The organism is Salinispora goodfellowii (genome assembly GCF_059570675.1).
The window spans coordinates 25,423-48,287 of the sequence record NZ_JCANTD010000017.1; the positions used below are offsets into that span (position 1 = coordinate 25,423).

A 22,865-nucleotide genomic window follows, 5' to 3' on the forward strand; every position below is an offset into this window, starting at 1 on the left:
ACGCGCCACGATATGGGAACCGGGACGGGGGTTGACCGACCGACATCGCAGAATGGGCGGGTGCGCGACAAGGTGACGGCGGCCCGGCGGGTGGTCGTCAAGGTCGGTTCCTCCTCGTTGACCACGGCCGCGGGCGGCCTGGATGACGGGCGGGTGGACGCGCTCGTGGACACCCTCGGCGCGCTTACCGCCCAGGGCCGGGAGGTCGTGCTGGTCTCCTCCGGCGCGATCGCCGCGGGGCTGGCTCCACTGGGGCTGACCCGCCGCCCCCGGGACCTGGCCACCCAGCAGGCCGCCGCCAGCGTCGGCCAGGGGCTGCTGATCCGCCGGTACGCCGCCGCCTTCGCCCGGCACCGGCGCACCGTTGGTCAGGTGTTGCTCACCGTGGACGACCTGACCCGGCGGGCGCACTACCGCAACGCGTACCGGACCCTGCGCAAGCTCCTCGACCTGGGCGCGGTGCCGATCGTCAACGAGAACGACACGGTCGCCACCGAGGAGATCCGGTTCGGCGACAACGATCGACTCGCCGCCCTGGTGGCTGCCTTGGTCGACGCCGATCTGCTCCTGCTGCTCTCGGACGTGGACGCGCTCTGGACCGGGGATCCGGCCCGCCCCGGATCGATCCGGATCGCCGAGGTCCACGACGAGCGGGACCTGTCCGGGGTGACGATCGGCGGTGCCGGCCGGGCCGGGGTCGGCACCGGGGGCATGGTGACCAAGGTGGAGGCAGCCCGGATCGCCACCGGCTTCGGCATCCCAGTAGTCCTGACCGCCGCCGACCGGGCGGCCGCGGCGCTGGGCGGCAAACCGGTCGGCACGCTCTTCCACCCCGGGCAACGCCGGCCGGCTGCCCGGCTGTTCTGGCTGGCGCACGCCACCTCGCCGCGCGGCCGGCTGCAGCTGGACCCGGGCGCGGTCGCGGCCATCGTCAACCGGCGCAAGTCGCTGCTACCCGCGGGGATCACCGCGGTGCGGGGCGCCTTCACCGCCGGCGATCCGGTTGACCTGGTTGACGCCGACGGGGTGCCGGTGGCCCGCGGGCTGGTCAACTACGACGCGGTGGAGTTGCCCGGCCTGCTCGGACGCTCCACCGCTGAGCTCGCCACGGCCCTCGGCCCCGGCTACGAACGGGAGGTCGTCCACTGCGACGACCTGGTGCTGTTGTAGGGCCGGGCGCACGCCCGGCACGAGTCCGTTCCCAGATCCCGAGGAGTGCAGATGAGCGTGGTCGAGCAGGCACGACGAGCCCGGACGGCAGCGGCCGAGTTGGCCGTCGCCACCCGGGCCGGCAAGGATGCCGCGCTGCACGCGATGGCCGACGCGCTGGTGGCGCGGACCGCCGAGATCCTGGCCGCCAACAGCGCGGACCTCACCGCCGGACGGGCCGGTGGGCTGAGCGCGGCCAGCTTGGACCGGCTCGCCCTCGACCCGGCGCGGGTGGCCGGCATCGCCGACGCGCTCCGCCAGATGGCCGCGCTCCCCGACCCGGTCGGCGAGGTGGTCCGGGGTTCGACCCTCCCCAATGGCCTGCAGTTGCGGCAGCTTCGGGTGCCGTTCGGGGTGGTGGGGATCGTCTACGAGGCGCGGCCGAACGTCACCGTTGACGCGGCCGGCATCTGCCTGAAGTCCGGCAACGCGGTGCTGCTGCGGGGCTCCTCCTCCGCGGCCCGGTCGAACGCCGCGCTGGTCTCGGTGCTGCGGGACGCGGTCGCCGGCACCGGCCTGCCAGCGGACTCGGTGCAGCTCCTCGACGCCACGACCCACGAGTCGGTGAAGGAGCTGATGCGTGCCCGGGGCCTGGTTGACGTCCTGATCCCGCGCGGCGGTGCGGCGCTGATCCGCACGGTTGTCGAGGAGTCAACCGTCCCGGTGATCGAGACCGGGGTGGGCAACTGCCACGTCTACGTTGACGCCGCCGCGGACGTGGCAAAGGCCGTCGCGATCGCCCTGAACTCGAAGACGCAGCGCCTCTCCACCTGCAACACAGCCGAGTCGCTGCTGGTGCACGCCGCGGTCGCGGACGCCTTCCTGCCCCCGGCGCTGGCCGCGTTCGCGGCGGCCGGTGTGACCGTACACGGCTGCCCGCGGGTCGCTCGGCACTCCACCGCCGTGCTGCCGGCCACCGAGGAGGACTACGCCACCGAGTACCTGTCGGCGGAGATCTCGGTCGCCGTCGTCGAGTCGCTGGATGCGGCGGTCGCCCACATCCAGCGGTACGGGACCGGCCACACCGAGGCGATCGTGACCGACTCCCAGTCGGCTGCCCGCGAGTTCGTGGCCCGGGTTGACGCGGCGGCGGTGATGGTGAACGCCTCGACCCGGTTCACCGACGGCGGGGAGTTCGGCTTCGGTGCCGAGATCGGCATCTCCACCCAGAAGCTGCACGCCCGCGGGCCGATGGGGTTGCCGGAGCTGACCAGCACAAAGTACGTGGTCACCGGCGACGGTCAGCTGCGCTGAGCGGTCAACGGCAGGCGCGGATCGCGGTTAGCGTCGCGTGGACGTCGAACTGGTGCCCGTCCGCACTCTCCCAGCCCCCATCGCTGCGTTGGGTCTCGGCGAGCCGGCGGCGGGCGCGCACCAGGACCAAGTCCTGTGGGTCCACGCCGACCCGGCGCAGCGTCGCGGCCAGCCAGGCCACGTTGGTCGGGGCCATGTCGCCGATCCGCTCGGCGAGCGCCACCTGGATCCGGGCGGACTCCTGGTACATCTCCTGCCGGAACAGCACCGCCGCGCTCAGCCACCCGGCGGCGAGGAACGATGGCCAGGTGCCGTCCGGGTTCAGCCGGGCCGCGAGGGAGAGCGCGGCGCCGTGCACGACGCCCGCGTACGCCCCGCCGACCCGAGCGTCCAACGGCCCGGCCGCCCGAGCGTCCAGGCCGGCGACGCTGAGCCAGAACGCCGCGCTCGCCGTCAGGTAGAAACCCGCCTCCGGGTCCCCCGGTCGGGCCCACTCGGGGGCGGTGTCGGCCAGCGCGGCGTCTTCTTCCCAGCCCCCCTCCGGTAGCTGGCGCGCGGCGAGCCAGTCCAGCGCCCGTCGGGCCGCCGACCGGCCGAGGGCCCCGAGGTCGTCGAGCTCGCCGAGGCGGAAACAGGTCGCGTCAACGGAGGCGGTCTCCCCCTCGACGTATGCCGGCCAGCCGCCCGCCGGCAGTTGCCCGGCCTCGGCGACGGCGAGCACCTCCTCGGCCGGCGGCGCACCGGTGCGTATTCGGGCAAGCCGGGCACGCTCCACCACGTCTCCCCGCGCCACCACATAACCGATCGCGGCCTCGATATCCACCACGGCGGTCACGCTACCTGGGCAGATGCGATACGGCTCCGGGGAATCGACCACCCGCAGCCCCGCCGGCCGCCGCCCGGTGATCGCCGCAACGTCGAGCACCGGGGCGTTCCCGCGCGGGCCACCTCCGGCCTGATCAGTACGCGGGCAGCGACGGATCGACCTGCTTGATCCAGGACAGCACACCCCCCTGGAGGTGCACCGCGTCCCGGAAGCCAGCGGATTTCAGCGCGGCGAGCGCCTCCGCGGACCGGACACCAGACTTGCAGTGCAGCACGATCTGTCGGTCCTGCGGGAGCTTGACCAGCGCCTGCCCAGAGATGATCTCTCCCTTGGGGATCAGTGTGGCGCCCGGGATCCGGACGATCTCGAACTCGGCCGGCTCCCGCACGTCAACCAGGAAGAGCTCCTTGCCCGCGTCCTGCCATGCCTTCAGCTCGCCCGCGGTGATCGTCGCGTCCGCCGCGGCTTCCTGGGCCTCGGCTGACACCGCACCGCAGAAGTCCTCGTAGTCGGCCAGTAGGTCGGTGACCGTGGGATTCTCGCCACAGAGCGCGCAGTTCGGGTCCTTCCGCACCTTGATCTTGCGGTAGCTCATCTCCAGAGCGTCGTAGACCATGAGTCGGCCGACCAGCGGCTCACCGACGCCGGCGAGGAGCTTGATCGCCTCGTTCACCTGAATCGAGCCGATCGACGCGCAGAGCACTCCGAGCACGCCGCCCTCCGCGCAGGAGGGCACCATGCCGGGCGGGGGCGGCTCCGGGTAGAGGCAGCGGTAGCAGGGGCCGTGCTCGGCCCAGAACACCGACGCCTGCCCGTCGAACCGGTAGATGGACCCCCACACGTACGGCTTGCCGAGCAGCACCGCCGCGTCGTTGACCAGGTACCGGGTGGCGAAGTTGTCGGTGCCGTCCACGATCAGGTCGTACTGGGCGAAGATTTCCCGAACGTTATCCCGGTCCAACGCGGTGTTGTGGATCTTCACCTCGACCAGCGGGTTGATCTCCCGGATGCTGGCGGAGGCGGACTCGGCCTTGGCCCGGCCGACATCGGAGACGCCGTGGATGATCTGACGTTGGAGGTTGGACTCGTCAACGGTGTCGAAGTCGACGATGCCGAGCGTCCCCACGCCGGCAGCGGCGAGATACATCAGCGCCGGAGAACCGAGACCACCGGCGCCCACACAGAGCACCCGCGCGTTTTTCAACCGCTTCTGCCCCTCGACCCCGATGTCCGGGATAATCAGATGGCGCGAGTAGCGACGGATCTCGTCAACGGTCAGCTCGGCGGCGGGCTCGACGAGCGGGGGCAGCGACACGGTGAACTCCCCGGGGATCGGCAGTGGCGAACCGCGCCATTGTCGCTCGCTGGGCCGGCCAACGGCCATGAGCGGGGACACGTCGTCCGAACTGCGGGAACGGGAATAACCCGCCGGCGGGGGGCCGGCCGGCGGGGCGGATGCGCTATCCGGCGTTCCCGGTGTCGACGAGCAACGCCTCGAGGCGACGATTCACCGCGGCCAGGGTGGCCCGGACGACCGCTTGGCGGGGGTCGCCGGCGACCAGCGCGGAGCCGGCGAGCTGCTCGACCCAACCGTCGCAGACCAGCAACACCACGACCGTCGCCACCTCGCAGTTGCCCAGGGGCACCAACGTGGCGTGCTCGACGAAGCAACGCCCTCGGTCCGGCTGCGGCCCCGGCGCACGCAGCAGCTGATCCACTGCGCCGGCGGCTGCCGCCGCGCTGAGCCGGAGCATGTAGCCATCCACCGCCGGCCCGGTCGCAAAGCCGGCCGCGGGTGACCCGGCGGCGAGCAGGCGGACCTCGACGGTCGCGTCGAGCCCGAAGGTGCTCACCTGCACGTGGTCGAGCACCACCCGAGGTCCAGGCCGGCCACCGGTGTCAAGCGGGCGGGACGGGGCCAGTTCGGTTGCGCCGTCCTGCCCCCCGCCGTACGACGTCTCGGCTCTCGCCGGGCCATCGGCGGCCCCGCTGACCGGTTGGGTCGGCGGGGCCACGGCGGCGGGCCGGACCCGATCCGGTCCGCCGGAGTGCCATCGGCGACGCGGCGGCTCCGGCCGGCCCGCATCCCGGCGCTCGTTCCGCGACGGCAGGCCAGCCCGGGCCGCCGGCCGGTCGTGGGCCGACCCGTCCGGCTGCCGGTGGGCGGACGACGCCACGTCGGCAGGCCCCTCGGGCATATTCTGCGGGGCGGCGGCGAGGCCCATCCGTTCCTGGAGGAGCCGGGCGACGTGCCGACTCACCTCGGCCGGGTCGGCACCGTCGGCGAGCTCCAGCCGAAGGCTGTGTGCACCGGACCTGGTACGGCGCAACGCCGCGTCGCGGACACCCGTTACCCCACGGACCGCACCGAGAATGGCGTCCACGTCGAAGACCTCTGGACGTTCGCGCAGCCCAGCGGGCTCGTCGGCTTGGCGGAGGTGGGTGGCGATCCGGGCGAGTTCCGGGGTCTGGGTGGGCGCCTCGGCAGCTGTCAGCTCCGACACCACCGGCAGATCCGGCTCAGCGGGAACACGCTGCGGCAACATCGCGGACGCGGACTCCGGCGGTCGGTCGACGTCGGCCAACGGCGCCGGCCCGGCCGGCTGCTCCGCGGCCCAGGGCGCGGGGCCGTCCGGCGGCTGGTGCGCCGACTCGGTGCTGGGCTGATGCTTCGGCCGGTTGTCGGAGCGATGACCCGGCTCGTAGGCCCGCTGCGGCTCGGCCGCCCAGGCCGGACGCGGAATGCTCGGCTGGCGACCCTCGCCCGCCTCGGTCGCGTCCGGGTCCGGACGGAACCGGCGCCCGGAGGACTCCCGCGGCTCCCCCGCTGCGTCCCGCGAAGTCCCGCCCTGGAACCGCGGGCTGATCGGCTCCCGTTCGTCCCACCCATCCGATTCCGCCCGAGCCCGACGCCCCGGCGGCTCCAGTTCGTCCCACCCATCCGATTCCGCCCGAGCCCAGCGGTCGGGCGGCGGCGGCTCGGCGCCGGGCTGCACGGGCGCCCACTCGGCTCCCAAACTCGGGCCGGACCAGCCCTCCGGCGGCGGTGCGGGCTGGTCGACCACCGGCCGAGGGCCGAACTCGGCGGGCGGGTCTGGCCGGTCGTCCCGGCCGGCCTCGGAGGACCGGCCTCCGGCCGCCATGGGTGGCTGCTCGGCGGCGGGCACGGACGCCGTCGGCCGGCCGCCACCCGCTTCCTGGGCTGGCACGCCGGAACGACCCGGCGGCGCACTCACCGGACCAGGCCGGCTGGCCGGTACCTCCGGCTCGGGGTGTGGATATCGGTGACCATTGGTCCGGTATCCGGTGCGGTGCGGCCGAGAACCGGTCTCGGCCGCGCCGGGCAGCGGAGCAGGCAGGTCGCCATGACGCGGAGCGGAGTCGGCCCAACCAGCAGACGAGTCAGACCGACGCCAGGGTGTGGTCGATTCCGGCGCCCAGCCTCCGGTGGGGGGAACCCACGGACCGTCGGAACGGGAGTGCACCGGCTGTGGACCGGTCTCGTCACCGTGCTCTCCCGGGGTGGCGGCACCGGGTTGCTCTGCATCACTCACCGCGCGCTCCTTGGTCGCCCCCGCTGAGGCTACCGTGTGGTGACAGTGGCGATAAGTTACGGCGGCGGGCCAATTCCGGGACAGGCGGTAACCCTTGACCGGTTCGGGTGATATGCCAGCTCGTATGAAGAACTCGGAGGCTCCCATGACCGCTGTGGGGAACGGCACCCAGACCGCCGGCCGGCCCACCCGCCTGCCCCGTTCCGCCCGCCGCAGACAACTGCTCGCTGCGGCACAGGAGGTGTTCGTCGCACAGGGCTACCACGCAGCCGCGATGGACGACATCGCCGAACGCGCAGGGGTCTCCAAGCCGGTGCTGTACCAACACTTCCCCGGCAAGATGGAGCTCTACCTGGCGCTACTTGACACCCACTGCGACACGCTCGTGGCCAAGGTGCAGGAAGCGATGCGCGGGACCCTCGATAACAAGGAGCGGGTAAGCGCCTCGGTCCGCGCGTACTTCGACTTCGTTGACCACGAGAGTGAGGCGTTCCGCCTGGTCTTCGAGTCCGACCTGCGCAACGACCCCGCGGTACGCCAGCGGGTCGAACGGGTCGAGCAAGGCTGTATCGCGGCGATCACCGACACGATCATCTCGGATACCGGCGTAAGCCGGGCCCACGCCGAGTTGCTCGCATCCGGCCTGGTCGGGGCAGCCGAGACGGCGGCACAGTTCTGGCTGGCCCACGGGCGGCAGGTGGCGAAGGCGGAGGCCGAGGCGCTGGTCGCCGCGCTCTCCTGGCGAGGCATCGCGAGCTTTCCACTGCAAGGTGAGTCAGCCTGACCGCCGCCCCCGTGATCGGATAGCCTTCGCAAGGCGGCATTCTCGCCCCAGTGGAGGAGGCACAGTGGAGGTCAAGATCGGCGTGCAGTACGCGCCGCGCGAGCTGGTTCTGGAGAGCGCACAGTCGCCGGCCGAGATCGAGCGGATCGTGACCGACGCCATCGCCGGCGACGGCGGCACCCTCTCCCTCACCGACGAGAAGGGGCGACGGGTCATCGTCCCGGTCGACAAGGTCGCGTACGTCGAGATCGCCGAGGCGTCATCCCGGGCGGTCGGGTTTACCGTCCGCTGACCAGAACCCTGCCACGGCAGGTGCCGAGGCACTTGCCGTGGCGTGCGCGTGCCCGGCAGGCCGCACGCGACGCCCCGCTCAGCGCGCGGGGCGCTGGGTAGCGGCGAGCCAGCCCTGGGGAAACCTACGGTCCGCCCCGGGGCCGGCGGACGACCGGCGCCGCCTCCCCAGCCGTGGTCACCCCGCAGCCGTGGTCACCCCGCAGCCGTGGCCACCCCGCAGCCGTGGCCACCCCGCAGTCGTGGCCAACCGGCAAGGGCTTCGACCGGCCCGAAGGCCGCTCGGTGCACGGCGGGCCGGCTACCTGCCGCTCGGTGCACGGCGGGCCGGCTACCTGCCGCTCGGTGTCGGCTCTCCCCGGCCTTTCCCGGCCCCACCTGCCGGAATCTAAACAGCGCCGGGGAGGTTCAGGTAGAATAGAACAGTTGCCGTGGGCACCGACCGACGTTCGATCTCGATCTGGTCCAACAATCGATCTGGTCCAACGATCGATTAGTTCCCGTTTCGATCTGGTCGCTGCCGGCCCGCGGCGCGCGTGCGGCCCGGTCCGGCTCGGCGATTTCGCCACCCGACCGTGTGGCCCGCGCCACACCGTCCGCGCCTCGAGGACTCAACGGGGCGCACCCACGAGAGGGCACCCCCGAACCGAGATGAGCGAACTCACCCACAACCTCATGGACGGCGCCGAACTCGCCGCCACCGCACCGGTAAGCCCGGAAGCGCCCACCTTCGCCGAGTTGGGCGCGCGGCAAGAGACCGTTGACGCGCTGAAGGCCGCCGGAATCACCCGGGCCTTCGCCATCCAGGAGTACGCGCTGCCGATCGCGCTGCGCGGCGTCGACCTGATCGGCCAAGCCCCGACCGGCACCGGCAAGACCCTCGGCTTCGGCGTGCCGCTGCTGGAGCGGGTCTTCGCGCCCGCCGAGGGCGGCGACGGCACCCCACAGGCGCTGGTCGTCGTACCCACCCGCGAGCTGGGCATCCAGGTCGCCAAAGACCTCAAGGCCGCGGGCAGTACCCGTGGTGTCCGGGTGCTGCCGATCTACGGCGGGGTGGCGTACGAACCGCAGATCGAGGCGCTCCGCACGGGTGTGGAGATCCTGGTCGGCACCCCCGGCCGCCTGCTCGACCTGGCCAAGCAGAAGCAGCTGCAGCTGGACCGGGTCCGCGCGCTCGTCCTGGACGAGGCCGACCGGATGCTGGACCTGGGCTTCCTCGACGACGTCGAGAAGATCCTGGCGATGCTGCCGGAAGAGCGGCAGACGATGCTCTTCTCGGCCACGATGCCGGACCCGATCGTCGCGCTGTCCCGGCGCTTCCTGCGCCGACCGATGACGATTCACGCCGGGCACACCGCCGAGACCGGCCCTTCGCCGCAGACCCAGCAGCTGGCCTACCGCACCCACTCCCTCAACAAGATCGAGATTGTGGCGCGGATCCTCCAGGCCAAGGGGCGCGGGCTGACCATGATCTTCACCCGGACCAAGCGTGCGGCCGACCGGGTCGCGGCGGATCTGGACTTCCGCGGCTTCGCCGTGGCTGCTGTCCACGGCGACCTCGGCCAGGGCGCCCGCGAGCGGGCACTGCGCGCCTTCCGCACCGGCAAGATCGACACCCTGGTGGCCACCGATGTGGCCGCCCGGGGCATTGATGTCAGCGGCGTTACCCACGTCCTCAACTACGACTGCCCGGAAGACCAGGACACGTACACCCACCGGATCGGCCGGACCGGCCGGGCGGGGGCGAGCGGCGTCGCGGTGACCTTCGTTGACTGGGACGACATGCCCCGCTGGCGAATCATCGACAAGACCCTCGGCCTGGAGATGCCGGAGCCGCCAGAGACCTACCACACCTCCCCGCACCTCTACGCCGAGCTGGACATCTCCCCAGAGGTCACCGGCACTCTGCCCACCGGCGCGCGAACCCGGGCCGGGCTCTCCGCCGAGGCCGAGGAGGACCTCGGCGGACGATCCCGCCGCGGCGATGGCCGCGGACCCCGCCGTGGCACCGGCCGGGACCGCCGCCGGGGCCGCGGCGGTGACGCCGGTTCTGGCGCTGGTGCCGCCACCGAGCCGGGCGAGGCCGCGGAGCGTACCCCCCGGCGGCGGCGCCGCCGGGGCGGCGAGGTGGTCACCCCGGGCGAGCCCGTGGTGCCGGCCGCCGAGACCAGCGAAGCGGCCACCGCCGACTCGGCGGGCGGTGCGGCGCCGAAGCCACGACGTCGTCGGCGGCGCCGCGGCGGTGGCTCCGACACCGGCACGGCGGCCAAGACAACCGACACCGGCACGGCGGCCAAGACAACCGCCGACTGAGCAGAGCATGCCGCGCCCGACGTCCCTCGCTGGCACCAGCGGGGGACGTCGGGCGCTGGTGCCAGCTGAGCGCCCACCCCCACCCCCGGAGGATGACACCATGCCGGAACCCCTGCCCGCCGCGCTCGCCGAAGTGCGGACACTGCTGCTCGACGCCGGGCTCAACCGGGCGGTGGCCGCTGGGCGTCGCCGGGGGCTTCGCCCGTCGGTGCACCGTGCGGAGCTACGGCCGGTCACCCTCAGGTCCGGGCCCCGACTCCAGGTCATCACCGCGAACGGGAGTGCGCCCCGCACTCGCAACCTCGCCCGAGGCGCGGAAGCGGAGGCGGCGGTGGACGCGCTGCTGGCCGAACCCTTCGGCAACTGGCACGTCGAGACCGCAACGACGACCCTGCAGCTCCGGGTCACAAAATCCGGTACGGCACAGGTGCACCGCACGGCGGCCCCGCCGGTAGCCGAGCCGATAGCCGAGCCGGTCAGCCACGACCGGACGAAGGCCCACCTACTCGATCCCAGTGACCCGATCTTCACCGTGATCGGCGGGTCGGCGGCCAAGCGGCGGCAGGTGGACGCCTTTCTGCGCGCGCTCGCCGCGACGCTCCCGGACGGGCTCCGCGGCCCACTGCGCGTCGCCGATCTGGGCTGCGGAAACGCCTATCTCACCTTCGCCGCGTACCGCTGGTTGACCCAACAGGGCATCGATGTCCACCTGGTCGGCGTGGATGTCCGCGAGGACCAGCGCCAACGCAACACCGAGCTGGCGCGCCGGCTGGGTTGGGCCGATCAGGTGCGTTTCGTGGCGGGAACGATCACCGACGCGGCCGTTGGGCCCAACCCCGATCTGGTGCTGGCCCTGCACGCCTGCGACACCGCCACCGACGAGGCGCTCGCGCGGGCGGTGCAGTGGGGGTCTCGCTGGGTGCTCGCGGCTCCCTGTTGCCACCACGACCTCGCCGCCCAGCTCCGCTCCGAGCCCACCCCACCCCCGTACGAGCTGCTGACTCGGCAGGGCATCCTCCGCGAGCGCTTCGCCGACGTGCTCACCGACGCGGTCCGGGCCGGGCTGTTGCGGCTGCACGGATACCGGGCCGAGGTGGTCGAGTTCGTCGACTCCCGCCACACGCCGCGCAACCTACTCATCCGGGCCCGCCACACCGGGGCGCCCCCGACTGGTGAGCACTGGTCTCAGTACCGGTCCCTGGTCGACGGTTGGCGGGTCACGCCGCGGCTGGCGACCCTGCTCGGCGACCCGGCCGGCGCGACGGCGACCAATGCGACCAGCCGCCAGGTACGCACCACCGACCCGACCGACTGATTTCCTCCACAGTGGCCAGCCCCCAACCGGGGCCGCCGTACTACCCTCAACCCACGCACCGTCGAATGTCGATTCTCGGTGACGCGAAGGCCGCACCAGGCCGAGGGGAGGAAGATCAGCTGGGATGGCTTCGGGAAAGGGAACCGCACAGGAAGCGTTCGCCCGCTTCGTCCGGCGCGCCATCGACAATGCCCGCGCCGAGCGCGGCTGGACGGTGACCGACCTGGCGGCCCAGACCGGGGTCGGCCGCTCCACCGTCTTCCGCTGGCTCGCCGGTGACTGGCACGACTACCCCGAGTTGGCCAAGGTGCAGGGCTTCTGCGTCGCGCTCGGCCTGCCCGTCGCCGCCGCCTTCCGCGCTCTCGGTCTGCCGGAGGCCGGCTCCACGCCGCCTCGGTGCGGCAACGACGGCCCGCTCGAGGCGGATATCCGCGCGATCCGCGAGCGCCTCGCCGACCCGGCGGTGTCGGTCGAGGAGAAGCACCACATCCGGGACCTGCTGCGCTACCTGGCCCAGCGGCCGATCCACCAACCGGACTGAGCTCTCAACCGGCGACCGCCAGGGCGAGCGGAAGCACCTCCGGCGCTCCCGCCCGACGCAGTTCCCGGGCCACCATAGTCATGGTCCACCCCGAGTCGACGAGATCGTCAACGAGCAGCACCGGCCCGGCCAGTCCGGCCAGGGCACCGGTCAGCTCCGACGACAGGGTCACCGAGCCGTAGAGGGTGCGTACCCGTTGGGCGCTGTTGCCGCGTGCTCCGCCCCCGGCGGCCACCGCGACGGTGCCGAGCAGTGGCATTCGCCCCACCGCGGCGACCCGCCCGGCGAGCGAGGCAACCAGTCGCGGGTGACGGGAGCCGACCGCGACCACCCCGACGGGGCGACGCGGCCAGGGGTCGGTGCCGTGCGCCCATTCCCGGAGCACCTCCACTACGGCGGCAACCACATCGTCGGGCGCCTCCACGTCGGCCGTGCCCGGCCCGACGAGTCCGCGCAACCGCCCGCCCCAGCCGAGATCAGAGAGGCGCCCGATGGCCCGGCCGGGCAGCGCCTGCTCGGGGAGGGCGATCCGCCCCCGGAGCGGGACATCCACCGCGGCAAGGCCGGTTGGCCAGAGCTTTTTGGGGGCGATCCCGACACCGGAGCGGCCGAGGAACGCCTCGGCCGCCCGTAGGGTGTCCTCGGACAACTCCGCGGCGAAGGTCGGTGCGGCACACCGATCACATCGACCACAATCGGTTGCCGCAGCGTCGTCCAGGCACTCCCGCAGATAGCGCAGGCGGCAGCCGGCAGTGGTCGCGTACTCCCGCATCGCCGCCTGTTCGGCGGTGCGGGCCGCGGCGACCCGACGCAACCGGGCCTCGTCGTAGGTCCAGGGTTCGCCGGTGGCGATCCAGCCACCGCGTACCCGGCGGACCGCACCGTCAACGTCCAAAACCTTGAGCATCAGCTCCAACCGGGTACGGCGCAGGTCCACGATCGGCTCGAGCGCCGGTGTGGAGCGGGGGCGGTCGGTGGACAGGGCAGCCAGCACCGACCGCACCTGATCCGCTGGCGGGAAGGCCAGCGCGGCGAAGTACCGCCAGATCGCGGCGTCCTCGGCACCGCCGGGCAGCAGCAGCACCTCGGCGTGGGCGACGGCGCGGCCGGCCCGGCCGACCTGCTGGTAGTACGCGATCGGCGACGGTGGCGCGCCGAGGTGCACCACGAACCCGAGGTCGGGCTTGTCGAAACCCATCCCGAGCGCGCTCGTGGCCACCAACGCCTTGATCTTGTTGTCGAGAAGATCCTGCTCGGCGGCGCGGCGATCCGCGTCGTCGGCCTGGCCGGTGTACGAGGCCACGGAGTAGCCCCGGGACCGGAGGAACTCGGCGGTCTCCGCCGCCGCGGCCACCGTCAACGTGTAGATGATGCCGGAGCCGGGAAGTTCATCCAGGTGATCGGCGAGCCAGGCCAGCCGGTGCGCCGGGCCGGGCAGGTCAACCACACCGAGTCGCAGGGACTCCCGGTCCAGGCTGCCGCGCAGCACCAGGGTCTCGGGCCCCCCACCGGCCCCGGACGCCACATCGGGCCCGGACGCCGCATCGGGCCCGGACGCCGCATCGGGCCCGGACGCCGCACCGAGTTGCTCGGCGACATCCTGGGTGACCCGGGCATTGGCGGTGGCCGTGGTGGCGAGCACCGGCGTACCGGCCGGCAGGTTACCGAGGAACGTCCGCAGCCGGCGATAGTCGGGGCGGAAGTCGTGCCCCCAGTCGGAGACGCAGTGCGCCTCGTCCACCACGAGCAGCCCGGTGGTGGCGGCCAGTTTCGGCAGTACGGCGTCCCGAAAGTCCGGGTTGTTGAGCCGTTCCGGGCTGATCAGGAGCACGTCCACCGCCCCCGCGTGGATCTCCCCGGTGATCTCGTCCCACTCGTCGAGGTTCGCGGAGTTGATGGTCCGGGCTCGGATCCCGGCCCGGGCGGCCGCGTCGACCTGGTTGCGCATCAACGCCAGCAACGGGGAGACGATCACCGTCGGTCCGTGCTCGCCGGCCGTCCGCAGCAACGCGGTGGCGACGAAGTAGACGGCCGACTTACCCCAACCGGTGCGCTGGACGCAGAGCACCCGCCGTCGGTCCACCACCAGTGCTTCAATCGCCCGCCACTGGTCTTCACGGAGCCGGGCGTGCGCTCCAGCCAACCGCTGCAGGACTGCCTCAGCCTGCTCGCGTACCGCCGTTCGATCCTGGCCCATCCGGCATTTCTACCAGTGCCCCCACGCTGGCCGGCGGCCATCGGCCTACCCGGCTATGTGAGGATCGACTGCGGTAGTCCCTTTGCTGGAGAGGCAGCACGCATGACGCGGCGAACCTGCGCCACCCCCCTGGCCCGGCGGGTCACCGTCGGCTCAGCCACCGTCCTGGCCGCCGGTTTTCTGCTGGCGGGGTGCGGATCGGACAGTAGCGAGCCGCCACCGCCCCCTGAGCCGAAGGACGCCCTGCTCGCCGCGGTGCCGGGCGAGGAGACACCGGCGTTCCGCTTCTCCGGCGTGGACGCCACGGGCCGGCGGATCACCGGGGCCGTCGATCCAACCGGCAAGGGGATGGAACTGAACATCGCCCCAGCCGAGGCCGGGAACGAGGCCGAGAACGAGGCGGATTTCAGCCTGGCGATGTCCTTCCGGGTGGTTGACCAACGCTCCTGGTTGAAGGTGCACTTCGAGGACGCGGCCGAGCTGAACGAACTACTCGAGTTGCCGCAGCAGTGGATGGAGCTTGACCAGAGCAAGCTGTCGAACCCGCAGGTGTATGACGGCGCCGACATCGGCAACGTCGGCGTGATCATACGGGCGGCCGACGCGGTGCAACAGCAGGCCGATGGCGCGTACACCGGCACGGTCGACCTGACCGCTGGGCCGGAGATCGCCGAAGCGGTGGCGGAGGTGGACGTCGCCGCGTTGGGCGAACAGGCGACGTCGATCCCGTTCACCGCGGTGATCGGCAGCGACGGACACCTCGACACGCTGACGATGGAACTCCCCGCCGTTGACGAGCAACCGGCCGCCGAGTACCTGGTGCGGTACTACGACTACGGCAACGCCCCGGCGGTCGCCTCCCCCACTGGCGACGTGACGCCAGCGCCGGACGCGGCGTACGAGATCCTGGGTGGGTGAGCGGACGGCGGCGGAGCGCCACCACCTTCACCGGCCCAGGACCGACCCGCCGTTGACACCGAGTACCTGCCCGGTGACGTAGCCGGCGGCGGGGCTGGCGAGGTAGCGGACGGCCGCGGCGACGTCGTCCGGGGTGCCGGCCCGCCCGACCAACGTGTCTGCGACCCGCCGGTCGTGTCCCTCGGGAGTGATCCGACCGCCGAAGAACTCGGTGTCCGCGACGTACCCGGGGCTGACCACGTTGACCGTGATCTGGTCCGGCCCGAGCCGCACCGCAAGGTCGTACGCCCAGCCGTGTAGCGCGGCCTTCGCCGCGGAGTACGACCCACCGCCGCCCCGCTGCGCCGCGCTCGAGCTGACCAGAATCACCCGGCCGCCGGGGCGCCGCAGTGCCGGCCGCAGCGCCTCGGTGAGCAGGACGGCGGTGAGCAGGTTCACGTCGAGATTGGCCCGCCACTGCTCGGCGATCCCGACCAGCGTTTCGGCCTCCCCACCGAGGTAGCCGCCGGCGTTGTTGACGACCGTGTCAACGGCCCGGCCTTCGACCGCCTCGATCACCCGGGGAACCTGCTGCGGGTCGGTCAGGTCCGCCACCACCGCCCGGACCGCGCCGGGTCGGGCGAGATCCCAGGAGAGTCGAGCCGTGGTCGCCCGCAGCGCCTCCTCCCGCCGGCCCACGACGAGCACATCGAAACCGTCAACGGCGAGCGCCTCTGCGGTGGCTGCCCCGATCCCGGTGCCACCCCCACTGATCACGGCCAGCCGTTCGCCCATCCACTGTCCCCCTTCGAAGCCCTCGTCGATCAGGAGATTAGCGGGGTCCGCGCATACCGGGGGGGCCACCGGCCACAGGTCAGCCTGAAACGCCCACATAAGGCCGATTTATCGGCGCCGGCCAGCCCTCCTGACTGCCGTTTCCACCCCACCACCGATGGCGAAAAGTGAAGATTGTCGGGTGCATTGGCTGTTGCGGCGCCCCGTTCGGCTGGTGCCGATCGGGTTCGGCACCACGATCCTCATCGGCACCCTCGCGCTGATGCTGCCGTGGGCGACCGGCCAGCAGCGGCACACGCCCTTCGTCACCGCTCTCTTCACCTCGGCCTCCGCGGTCTCGGTGACCGGCCTGGCCGTGGTGGACACGCCAAACTACTGGAACGGCTTCGGCCTGGCGGTGATCACCATCCTCACCCAGATCGGCGGCCTCGGCATCGTGACCGGCGCCACCCTGGTCATCCTGCTGGTATCCCACCGACTCGGGCTGCGTAACCGGCTACTCGTGCAGGCCGAGACCGCCCAGTTCGGCCTCGGCGATGTCCGCCGGCTGCTGTTTCGGATCGCTGCCATCTCACTGACCGTCGAAGCGATCATCACCATCATCCTGACCCTGCGGCTGTGGGGTCGGTACGACCACCCCTTCGGCGAGGCGCTCTGGGTCGGCCTCTTCCATGCCGTACAGGCCTTCAACAACGGCGGCTTCAGCCTGTACAGCGACGGGCTGATCGGGCTCTCCAGCGACGCCTGGCTCATCCTGCCGATGGCGCTCGGGGCGCTCCTCGGCGGGCTCGGCTTCCCGGCCCTGTTCGAGGCCGTCCGCAGCCGGCGGCGCCCGGGGCACTGGTCCATCTCCACCAAGCTCACCATCTGGGGCGGCGTGACCCTGCTGATCGTTGGCTTCCTCGCCCTCCTAGCCGCCGAATGGTCCAATCCGTACACGCTGGGCATCCGCCCGTGGCCGGAGAAGCTCCTCGCCGCGTTCGCCCAGAACGCGTTCTTTCGTACCGGTGGATTCAACGTGATCAACATCGAGGCGCTCGGCGAAGAGGGCATCCCGTTGATCATTGCACTGATGTTCATTGGCGGCGGGAGCGCCAGCACCGCCGGCGGCATCAAGGTCAGCACCTTCTTCCTCCTCGCCTTCGTGATCTGGGCCGAACTGCGGGGCGAGCCCGATGTCACCATCCGCCACCGCCGGGTCGCCACGGCCAGCCAGCGGCAGGCGGTCACGGTTGCGCTGCTCGGCGTGGCCATCGTGGTCGTCGGCACGGTGACGTTGATCCTGCTGACCGAGGGGATGCCCCACCACGTGGCGCTCTTCGAGGTGACCTCCGCCTTCAGTACGGCGGGCCTCTCCCTCGGCGCCGCCCCCGACCTTCCCGACGGTGGACAATATGCACTTATTGTCCTGATGTATATCGGCCGGGTCGGTCCACTGACCCTGGGGTCGGCACTCGCGCTGAACACCCGACGACGGCTGTACCGCTACCCGGAGGAGCAACCCCTTGTCGGCTAGGACAGACCAGCACAGCGGGGTCATCGTGGTGGGGCTCGGACGCTTCGGCTCCCAGGTCGCCGACACGCTCGTGCAACTCGAACATCCGGTACTCGCCATCGACCAGGATGCGGAGCTGGTGCAGCGGTGGGCCAACCGGATCGACCGGGTGGTGCAGGCCGACGCCACCGAAGAGGGGGCGCTGCAACAGCTCGGCGCGGAAGACCTCGAACGCGCCGTGGTATCCATCGGCGCCTCGATGGAGGCGAGCATCCTATCCGTCCTAGCCCTAGTTGACCTGGGGATACCGCAGATCTGGGCGCGGGCCCGCTCGCCGGAGCACGCGAAGATCCTCACCTCGGTCGGTGCGCACCACGTAATCTTCCCCGAGGCGGAGGCCGGCGAACGGCTGGCCCATCTCATCGTCAGCCGGATGCTGGACTTCATGGAGTTCGGCGACGACTTCGCCATCGCCAAGGTCCGCACCCCGGAGAGCATCACCGGCCGCCGGCTACACGAGCTGAACCCGGAGGACCGCCACGGAGTACGGGTGGTGGCGGCGAAACTGGCCGGGAAACGGTTCCAGGCGGCCACCGACGAGACCGTACTGGCCGCTGGCAGCATGCTGATCGTGGAGGGCAGCATCGAGCAGGTGCAGTCGTTTGCTGCGCTCAGCTGACCGCGGCGAGGCCAGCCAGCCGGCGGGGATCACGCGGTCGCGAGTAGCTGGTCCACCGGGGCGTAGTCGTCGGTCAACACCAAGGCGTCGCCGACGAACTCCCGCAGCGCCGCGCCGTCCAGCACGACCGCGGCCGGGTCAACCTCGCTCAGCCGCTCCCGGACCGCGGCCAGCGGCAACGGCGCGTCCGAGGCGACAATGACGAAGTTGGAGCCCTGCTCACCGGCGAGCGCGGCCGGCGGCGCGATCAGGGCCACCTGCCGGAACTCGGCCGCGACGGTGGCCACCTCACTGCGGATCAAGCGCAGGGGCGGGTAGTCGATCACGTTCTGCACGTACCCGCCGCCGGGACGAATCACCCGGCGGACCTCCGCGGCCATCTCCCGGGTGGCGAGATGCCACGGCACCACCAGATGCCCGAACGCGTCCCCCACCACCAGGTCCTGGCTCTCCGCCGCCTCCGCCGCGACCAACATCCGGGCGTCCCCCACCTCCGCGCGCAACTCCGGCCCCTGCCGCAGGCCGAGCTTCTCCTCGCCCAACTCGACCAGCCCGCCGTCAATCTCGAAAACCACGTTCTCGGTGCCCGGCCGGGTGGCGGTCAGATACCGCGGCACGGTGAAACCTCCTCCGCCCAGGTGCAGCGCGTCCAGCCGGCGCCCCGCCGGTGCGATGACATCGGCGACCGCCCCGATCCACCGGGTGTAAGCGAACTCCAGATGGGTCGGGTCGGCCAGGTCCACGTACGAGTGCCGGGCCGAGTTGAGCAGCAGCGTACGCCCGCTCGCCCGGCCCGGGTCGGTCTCGACGCGGGCGCAGTGGTAGGCCGTCTCGATGTCACACGGGTTCGGGGCGACCGTGGTCAGGCCGGCGCCGAGCAGGCCCAGCACGGCCAGGCTGGCCGATACCCGGGCCGGGCCGGTCAGCTGCTCGCCCGCCGTCCGCCGGAGCCACCCGCCGAGGATCAGGCCGCTCAGCCCCAGGGAGACCGCCAAGCCGAGCAGGATCACCGTGCTGGGCAGCGCGGCCACCAACACGAAGCCGGTGACCAGGGTGGCGGTGACCGCACCCAGGGTGCCGATCGAGGAGAGCCGGCCGACGACCTGGCCGGTACGGCGCAGGTCGGACAGCTGGAGTTTGACCACCATCGGGGTGACCGCCGACAGCAGCATCGCCGGTACGAAGACGGCCAACGCGACGAGCAGCAGGATCGCGGACGCCGCCCCGCCCCGCAGCACCTCCCCGGCGTAGCGGACCGCGGGCAGGGTCACCGCGGTGGCGATCCCGGCCAGCACCAGCGCCGGGGCGAGCAGGGTACGCGGGTCCCGGCGGTCCGCCAGCCACCCGCCGGCCCAGGCCCCGTACGCGATCGCGGCCAGCGCGATGCCGATCACCGAGCTGGTCACCTGGAGGGTCACCCCGACGTACGGACCGACCAGGCGCAGCGCGGCCGTCTCCAGCACCAGAACCGCGCCGCTGGAGAAGAAGACCAGAAACGCGGCCAGCCCTTTGGGCAGGGCGGGACCAGTCGCCGACCCGAGTCGGGTCGACCGGACGGGAGTCTGGGACGAGGCAGAGTTCACCCGCGCGATAGTACGCAGCGTGGCGGGCCGCCCGAGTCAGTACATCGAAACATGAACATGATTGGTGTGGTCAGCGGCAGGGCTCCCGCCGCCGCTGTATGCCCGCCAACCAGTATTCGGCATCCATATTTGTCGATACCAGATGACGTACATCACGCCGAGTCGGCTCGCGTTGTTCTTCAGATAGGTCGCCAACTGGTCACCGTACGCCTTGTCGCCGCCGGTCGCCGTGACGTTCTCGAACCCACCAGGGGCGGCGGAGAAGTCACAGGCCCTCCCCTTCGGGTGCTCGCCACCGCCGCCACTGCGATAACAGGAGACGTGCCGTTTGAAACCGTCCGCCTGGGACTGCTTGAGCATGTGCAGGGTGCGCGGAGAGATACAGCCGGAGGTGGTCGGGTCGTTGACCGAGCAGGACTCCGACGGCCAGGAGCCGTCCGGGTTCCGGGACGCCGGCGCGGCACTGGCCGAGCCGCCACCGAACCCGGAGCCGCCACCCGAGCTGACCGCGGCGAGCGCCGCCTCCGCCGCCTTCTTGTTCTTGGCCAGGACGTCCAGCTGCTTCTTCTGCTCGCGGATCTCGGAGTCAATCGCGATCTTGGCGTTCTCCGCTGTCTCCCGGACCTCGGTCAGCTCGCGCACCCGACGGCCGTCCCGCTGGGCCATCACGTCCAGACTCATCGCCCGATTCAGGAACTCGTCGGGCGACGTGCTCTCCAACAACGTCGCCATCGGGCCGAGTCGACCCAACCGGTACGACTGCGCGGCCACCTCGCCCACCTGGGCGGTCAGGTCAGCCAGCTGCACCTCGACCGCCTTCAGCTCCGTGGTCAGCTCCTCCTGCCGACGCTTGGAGTTCTTCAGCTCGGCGGTGGCGTCGATGTGTGCTTTGGCGGCGGCGGTCAGCGCTTTCCGCAACTTCTCGCTGCCGCCCTCATTGGGCTCGGCCTGGGCCGGCACGGCGCCGAGCAGCACCGCCACGGCCACCACCACCGCCACCGCGAGGACAGTCAGCGGACGGGAGCCCCCGCGGGGCAGGACTGTGCGCACAGTGGATCCTTCCCGAGTGCCGTCAGCCCCCGCGATCCCCGCTGGTCGGTGGTCCCATCGGCGCCGCACCTGGAGGCGGGCGTGGACGCCCGGCCCAAGCCGGCGGCCAGCGGGCGGAGACCGTCGGCCACAATACCGGACCGACCAGCGCTGCGAGACCCCCAAATCCGCCGGCTCGCGCGGCTTGACGCTGGGTGGCGCACGCCGTTACAGGGTGCTAAGCGCCGGGTGACGGACACCGCCCCACGCCACCTGACGCTGGGTGGCGCGCGTCGTCACGCTCCGCCGAAGAATACCTCCCGAACCGCCTCCCAGACCCGCTCATCCGCCGCGACGAGCAGGCCCTGCCCCTCGACGCCCGGATGGTACTCAGCTCCGTCGAAGCGCCGGGCGACCCCACCGGCGGCCCGGACCAGATGAGTGCCGGGTACGTGGTCCCAGGGCAGGGTGTGCCAGTAGAGCACGAACTGCTGCACCCCGAGGAGCAGGTCCAGATACTCCCGCCCGGCGCAGTGCTGCCCGGGAAGGAGTTCGCCCAACCGCACACCGGCCGCCTCCACCCGCGGACGCAAGGCCGCCGGCAGGTAGCGAGCCATCGCCGCGCCCCGTAGCTGGCCCAGGTCAGCCGGCGCTCCGGCGGTGCGGACCGCACGCCCGTTCACGTACGCCCCCACTCCGGAACGCGTGGCAGCGAGCGTGCCGACCACCGGGTCGAACATCCACGCGGCGCTCGTTTCTCCGTCGATCAGCAGGGCCACCATCAGCGCGAACGGCGGGCGACCGGCAGCGAAGTTGGCGGTGCCGTCGATCGGGTCCACCAGCCACACGGGGCCGGGCCGACTCAGGTGTCGCAGCAGCTCCGGGTCCTCGGCGACGGCCTCCTCACCGACCACCACCGACTCGGGCCGCAGCCGGCGCAGACCCGCCGAGATCAGCTCCTCCGCCCGCCGGTCGGCGACGGTAACGAGGTCACCGGGGGCCTTCTCCTCGATGTCGGCGTCGTCCAGCTGGCGGAACAGCGGCAGCACGACCTGGTCAGCCGCCGTCCGCAGCAGCGTGCCGACCTCGTCGAACAGGTTCTCAGTCACGGGACGGACGTCGCTTCTCGACCGCTTCCCGGGCCACCGTCTTCCTCATGCCCCCGTTCTACCGCCTCCCGGCACCCGCCGGGCTCGTCCGGGAAATCCCCCACCGACCCACGGCGGCATCCGGCCCCGGAGCCATGGGGTCCTTCCTGCCTTGGTGGAGGGATTCGGCCGGGCGGACCGGTCCGCTACGGTCGAGCTGTCACTCGCGGTAGTAGAAGTCAGCGGCCTCAACGGAACGTGCGGGCGCGTTGATCTTCAATGGCTTTCCATGGTCACTCATCGTGGTGGTTGTCGTCAGCTTCGGGCCGTCGCTGGGGATCAGCTCCACCTCGATCGAGGTGACCCGCCCTGGTCGTCAGTGGTGATCGTGAAGGGCGACGGGGGCATGGCGATCGTGACGATGCTCGGAGCGCCCACGGGGAGGAACGGCTTGATGCTGCTGCCGTCGGGCCGGAACTGGCCGGTGTAGGTGTGGGTGTTGGTGCGCTGCGCGGAGAAGATCGACGCGGTGAACGCCTTCATGCCGGTCGGGTCGGCCCAGTCAAAGCCCACGAATATATCGTCCGGCTCCACCCGAGTCAGATCGACGTGCACCCATTCCTCGTTGTCGGACGGCCGCTGGTTAACTGTCGGTGCCAACGACGACCCGGCTCCCCGCCGACGGTTTCTCCCCGCCGGTGACCGAGATGGTGGTCTGGAAGCGCTGCTGCTTCGGATCGAAGGCACCGCTGGCCTCGACGCTTTTCCCTTCGGGCAGGCTACCGCGCACCGCATACCAGTGGGCAGCCCCCTGAGACCGCTCCAGCGCCGCGACCAACTCGTCGCGAACGTCGGGTGTTGGGGACGGGGCCACGGTTTCCGCCGGGGCCGGACTCTCGGTCCGCGTGGGCTCCGTCGCCTGAGTGCAACCGGCAGCAAAGAGCAGGCCACCGGTCAGACCCAGCGCGGGTAGTACGGCGCTCAATTTCACACAGAAGTCGGAGGCAGCTCGTCG

At 71.6% G+C, this 22,865-nt stretch carries 18 protein-coding genes and 1 pseudogene; 10 read left to right on the forward strand and 9 right to left on the reverse strand.

What is annotated here, in order from left to right; translation table 11 throughout:
- Nucleotides 1–12 precede the first annotated feature (12 nt).
- Together proB and T398_RS16420 are read left to right on the forward strand one after the other, a co-directional pair.
- The gene (gene proB, locus T398_RS16415) at nucleotides 13–1,170 is read left to right on the forward strand and encodes a glutamate 5-kinase (protein WP_496447946.1); all 1,158 of its coding nucleotides are present in this window, start codon (nucleotides 13–15) and stop codon (nucleotides 1,168–1,170) included.
- Between the two features lie 51 nt (nucleotides 1,171–1,221).
- On the forward strand, nucleotides 1,222–2,463 hold the full coding sequence (locus tag T398_RS16420) for a glutamate-5-semialdehyde dehydrogenase (protein WP_496447948.1): 1,242 nt from the start codon (nucleotides 1,222–1,224) through the stop codon (nucleotides 2,461–2,463).
- 4 nt (nucleotides 2,464–2,467) lie between these two features.
- On the opposite strand, the gene T398_RS16425 is transcribed toward T398_RS16420, so the two are convergent.
- The 3 genes from T398_RS16425 to T398_RS16435 all read right to left on the reverse strand — a co-directional run bounded on the left by T398_RS16425 (nucleotide 2,468) and on the right by T398_RS16435 (nucleotide 6,432).
- Nucleotides 2,468–3,298 carry a prenyltransferase/squalene oxidase repeat-containing protein gene (locus T398_RS16425; RefSeq protein WP_496448057.1) on the reverse strand — a complete coding sequence of 277 codons (831 nt, stop codon included), beginning with the start codon at nucleotides 3,296–3,298 and terminating at the stop codon, nucleotides 2,468–2,470.
- A gap of 124 nt (nucleotides 3,299–3,422) precedes the next feature.
- Nucleotides 3,423–4,673 carry an adenylyltransferase/sulfurtransferase MoeZ gene (gene moeZ / locus T398_RS16430; protein ID WP_496447950.1) on the reverse strand — a complete coding sequence of 417 codons (1,251 nt, stop codon included), beginning with the start codon at nucleotides 4,671–4,673 and terminating at the stop codon, nucleotides 3,423–3,425.
- A gap of 76 nt (nucleotides 4,674–4,749) precedes the next feature.
- Nucleotides 4,750–6,432 (reverse strand): hypothetical protein, encoded by a 1,683-nt coding sequence (locus T398_RS16435; RefSeq protein WP_496448059.1) that lies wholly within the window; start codon nucleotides 6,430–6,432, stop codon nucleotides 4,750–4,752.
- Nucleotides 6,433–6,967: 535 nt separating this feature from the next.
- On the opposite strand from T398_RS16435, the gene T398_RS16440 reads away from it, so the two are divergent.
- The 5 genes from T398_RS16440 (at nucleotide 6,968) to T398_RS16460 (ending at nucleotide 12,087) form a co-directional block, all read left to right on the forward strand.
- Nucleotides 6,968–7,627, forward strand: coding sequence for a TetR/AcrR family transcriptional regulator (locus T398_RS16440; protein WP_496447951.1), 660 nt, complete (start codon nucleotides 6,968–6,970; stop codon nucleotides 7,625–7,627).
- A 64-nt stretch (nucleotides 7,628–7,691) separates the two neighbouring features.
- Nucleotides 7,692–7,919 carry a DUF3107 domain-containing protein gene (locus T398_RS16445; protein WP_018218186.1) on the forward strand — a complete coding sequence of 76 codons (228 nt, stop codon included), beginning with the start codon at nucleotides 7,692–7,694 and terminating at the stop codon, nucleotides 7,917–7,919.
- A 650-nt stretch (nucleotides 7,920–8,569) separates the two neighbouring features.
- Nucleotides 8,570–10,231: a DEAD/DEAH box helicase gene (locus tag T398_RS16450; RefSeq protein WP_496447953.1), complete on the forward strand. Its 1,662-nt coding sequence runs from the start codon at nucleotides 8,570–8,572 to the stop codon at nucleotides 10,229–10,231.
- Nucleotides 10,232–10,331: 100 nt separating this feature from the next.
- A complete protein-coding gene (locus T398_RS16455; protein WP_496447955.1) occupies nucleotides 10,332–11,546 on the forward strand; it encodes a class I SAM-dependent methyltransferase in 1,215 nt (404 codons plus the stop codon).
- Between the two features lie 124 nt (nucleotides 11,547–11,670).
- Entirely contained in the window at nucleotides 11,671–12,087 is a 417-nt protein-coding gene (locus T398_RS16460) for a helix-turn-helix domain-containing protein (protein ID WP_496447957.1), read from the forward strand.
- 4 nt (nucleotides 12,088–12,091) lie between these two features.
- Here the strand turns inward: T398_RS16460 and T398_RS16465 are convergent, their stop codons facing one another.
- Nucleotides 12,092–14,284 carry a RecQ family ATP-dependent DNA helicase gene (locus T398_RS16465; protein WP_496447959.1) on the reverse strand — a complete coding sequence of 731 codons (2,193 nt, stop codon included), beginning with the start codon at nucleotides 14,282–14,284 and terminating at the stop codon, nucleotides 12,092–12,094.
- Between the two features lie 102 nt (nucleotides 14,285–14,386).
- Here T398_RS16465 and T398_RS16470 point away from each other — a divergent pair, with 102 nt between their 5' ends.
- Nucleotides 14,387–15,202: a hypothetical protein gene (locus T398_RS16470; RefSeq protein ID WP_496447961.1), complete on the forward strand. Its 816-nt coding sequence runs from the start codon at nucleotides 14,387–14,389 to the stop codon at nucleotides 15,200–15,202.
- A 27-nt stretch (nucleotides 15,203–15,229) separates the two neighbouring features.
- Here the strand turns inward: T398_RS16470 and T398_RS16475 are convergent, their stop codons facing one another.
- Nucleotides 15,230–15,976, reverse strand: coding sequence for an SDR family NAD(P)-dependent oxidoreductase (locus T398_RS16475; RefSeq protein ID WP_496447963.1), 747 nt, complete (start codon nucleotides 15,974–15,976; stop codon nucleotides 15,230–15,232).
- Between the two features lie 181 nt (nucleotides 15,977–16,157).
- On the opposite strand from T398_RS16475, the gene T398_RS16480 reads away from it, so the two are divergent.
- Both T398_RS16480 and T398_RS16485 read left to right on the forward strand, forming a co-directional pair.
- A complete protein-coding gene (locus tag T398_RS16480) occupies nucleotides 16,158–17,492 on the forward strand; it encodes a TrkH family potassium uptake protein (RefSeq protein ID WP_496447965.1) in 1,335 nt (444 codons plus the stop codon).
- Nucleotides 17,482–18,150, forward strand: coding sequence for a potassium channel family protein (locus T398_RS16485; protein ID WP_496447967.1), 669 nt, complete (start codon nucleotides 17,482–17,484; stop codon nucleotides 18,148–18,150). Before T398_RS16480 ends, T398_RS16485 begins: the two co-directional genes overlap by 11 nt.
- 29 nt (nucleotides 18,151–18,179) lie before the next feature.
- On the opposite strand, the gene T398_RS16490 is transcribed toward T398_RS16485, so the two are convergent.
- The 4 genes and pseudogenes from T398_RS16490 to T398_RS16505 form a co-directional block, all read right to left on the reverse strand.
- On the reverse strand, nucleotides 18,180–19,733 hold the full coding sequence (locus T398_RS16490; RefSeq protein WP_496447969.1) for a fused MFS/spermidine synthase: 1,554 nt from the start codon (nucleotides 19,731–19,733) through the stop codon (nucleotides 18,180–18,182).
- Between the two features lie 36 nt (nucleotides 19,734–19,769).
- Nucleotides 19,770–20,783 (reverse strand): coiled-coil domain-containing protein, encoded by a 1,014-nt coding sequence (locus T398_RS16495; protein ID WP_496447971.1) that lies wholly within the window; start codon nucleotides 20,781–20,783, stop codon nucleotides 19,770–19,772.
- Nucleotides 20,784–21,058: 275 nt separating this feature from the next.
- Entirely contained in the window at nucleotides 21,059–21,871 is an 813-nt protein-coding gene (locus T398_RS16500; RefSeq protein ID WP_496447973.1) for an inositol monophosphatase family protein, read from the reverse strand.
- A gap of 199 nt (nucleotides 21,872–22,070) precedes the next feature.
- Nucleotides 22,071–22,841 (reverse strand): annotated as a pseudogene (locus T398_RS16505) (hypothetical protein).
- Nucleotides 22,842–22,865 lie beyond the last annotated feature (24 nt).

Bases quoted from the DNA above. Each gene is read 5' to 3' on its own strand.
- proB (WP_496447946.1), top strand. From the start codon at position 13: ATGGGAACCGGGACGGGGGTTGACCGACCGACATCGCAGAATGGGCGG.
- T398_RS16420 (WP_496447948.1), top strand. From the start codon at position 1,222: ATGAGCGTGGTCGAGCAGGCACGACGAGCCCGGACGGCAGCGGCCGAG.
- moeZ (WP_496447950.1), bottom strand. From the start codon at position 4,673: ATGGCCGTTGGCCGGCCCAGCGAGCGACAATGGCGCGGTTCGCCACTG.
- T398_RS16435 (WP_496448059.1), bottom strand. From the start codon at position 6,432: ATGGCGGCCGGAGGCCGGTCCTCCGAGGCCGGCCGGGACGACCGGCCA.
- T398_RS16440 (WP_496447951.1), top strand. From the start codon at position 6,968: ATGAAGAACTCGGAGGCTCCCATGACCGCTGTGGGGAACGGCACCCAG.
- T398_RS16450 (WP_496447953.1), top strand. From the start codon at position 8,570: ATGAGCGAACTCACCCACAACCTCATGGACGGCGCCGAACTCGCCGCC.
- T398_RS16455 (WP_496447955.1), top strand. From the start codon at position 10,332: ATGCCGGAACCCCTGCCCGCCGCGCTCGCCGAAGTGCGGACACTGCTG.
- T398_RS16460 (WP_496447957.1), top strand. From the start codon at position 11,671: ATGGCTTCGGGAAAGGGAACCGCACAGGAAGCGTTCGCCCGCTTCGTC.
- T398_RS16465 (WP_496447959.1), bottom strand. From the start codon at position 14,284: ATGGGCCAGGATCGAACGGCGGTACGCGAGCAGGCTGAGGCAGTCCTG.
- T398_RS16470 (WP_496447961.1), top strand. From the start codon at position 14,387: ATGACGCGGCGAACCTGCGCCACCCCCCTGGCCCGGCGGGTCACCGTC.
- T398_RS16475 (WP_496447963.1), bottom strand. From the start codon at position 15,976: ATGGGCGAACGGCTGGCCGTGATCAGTGGGGGTGGCACCGGGATCGGG.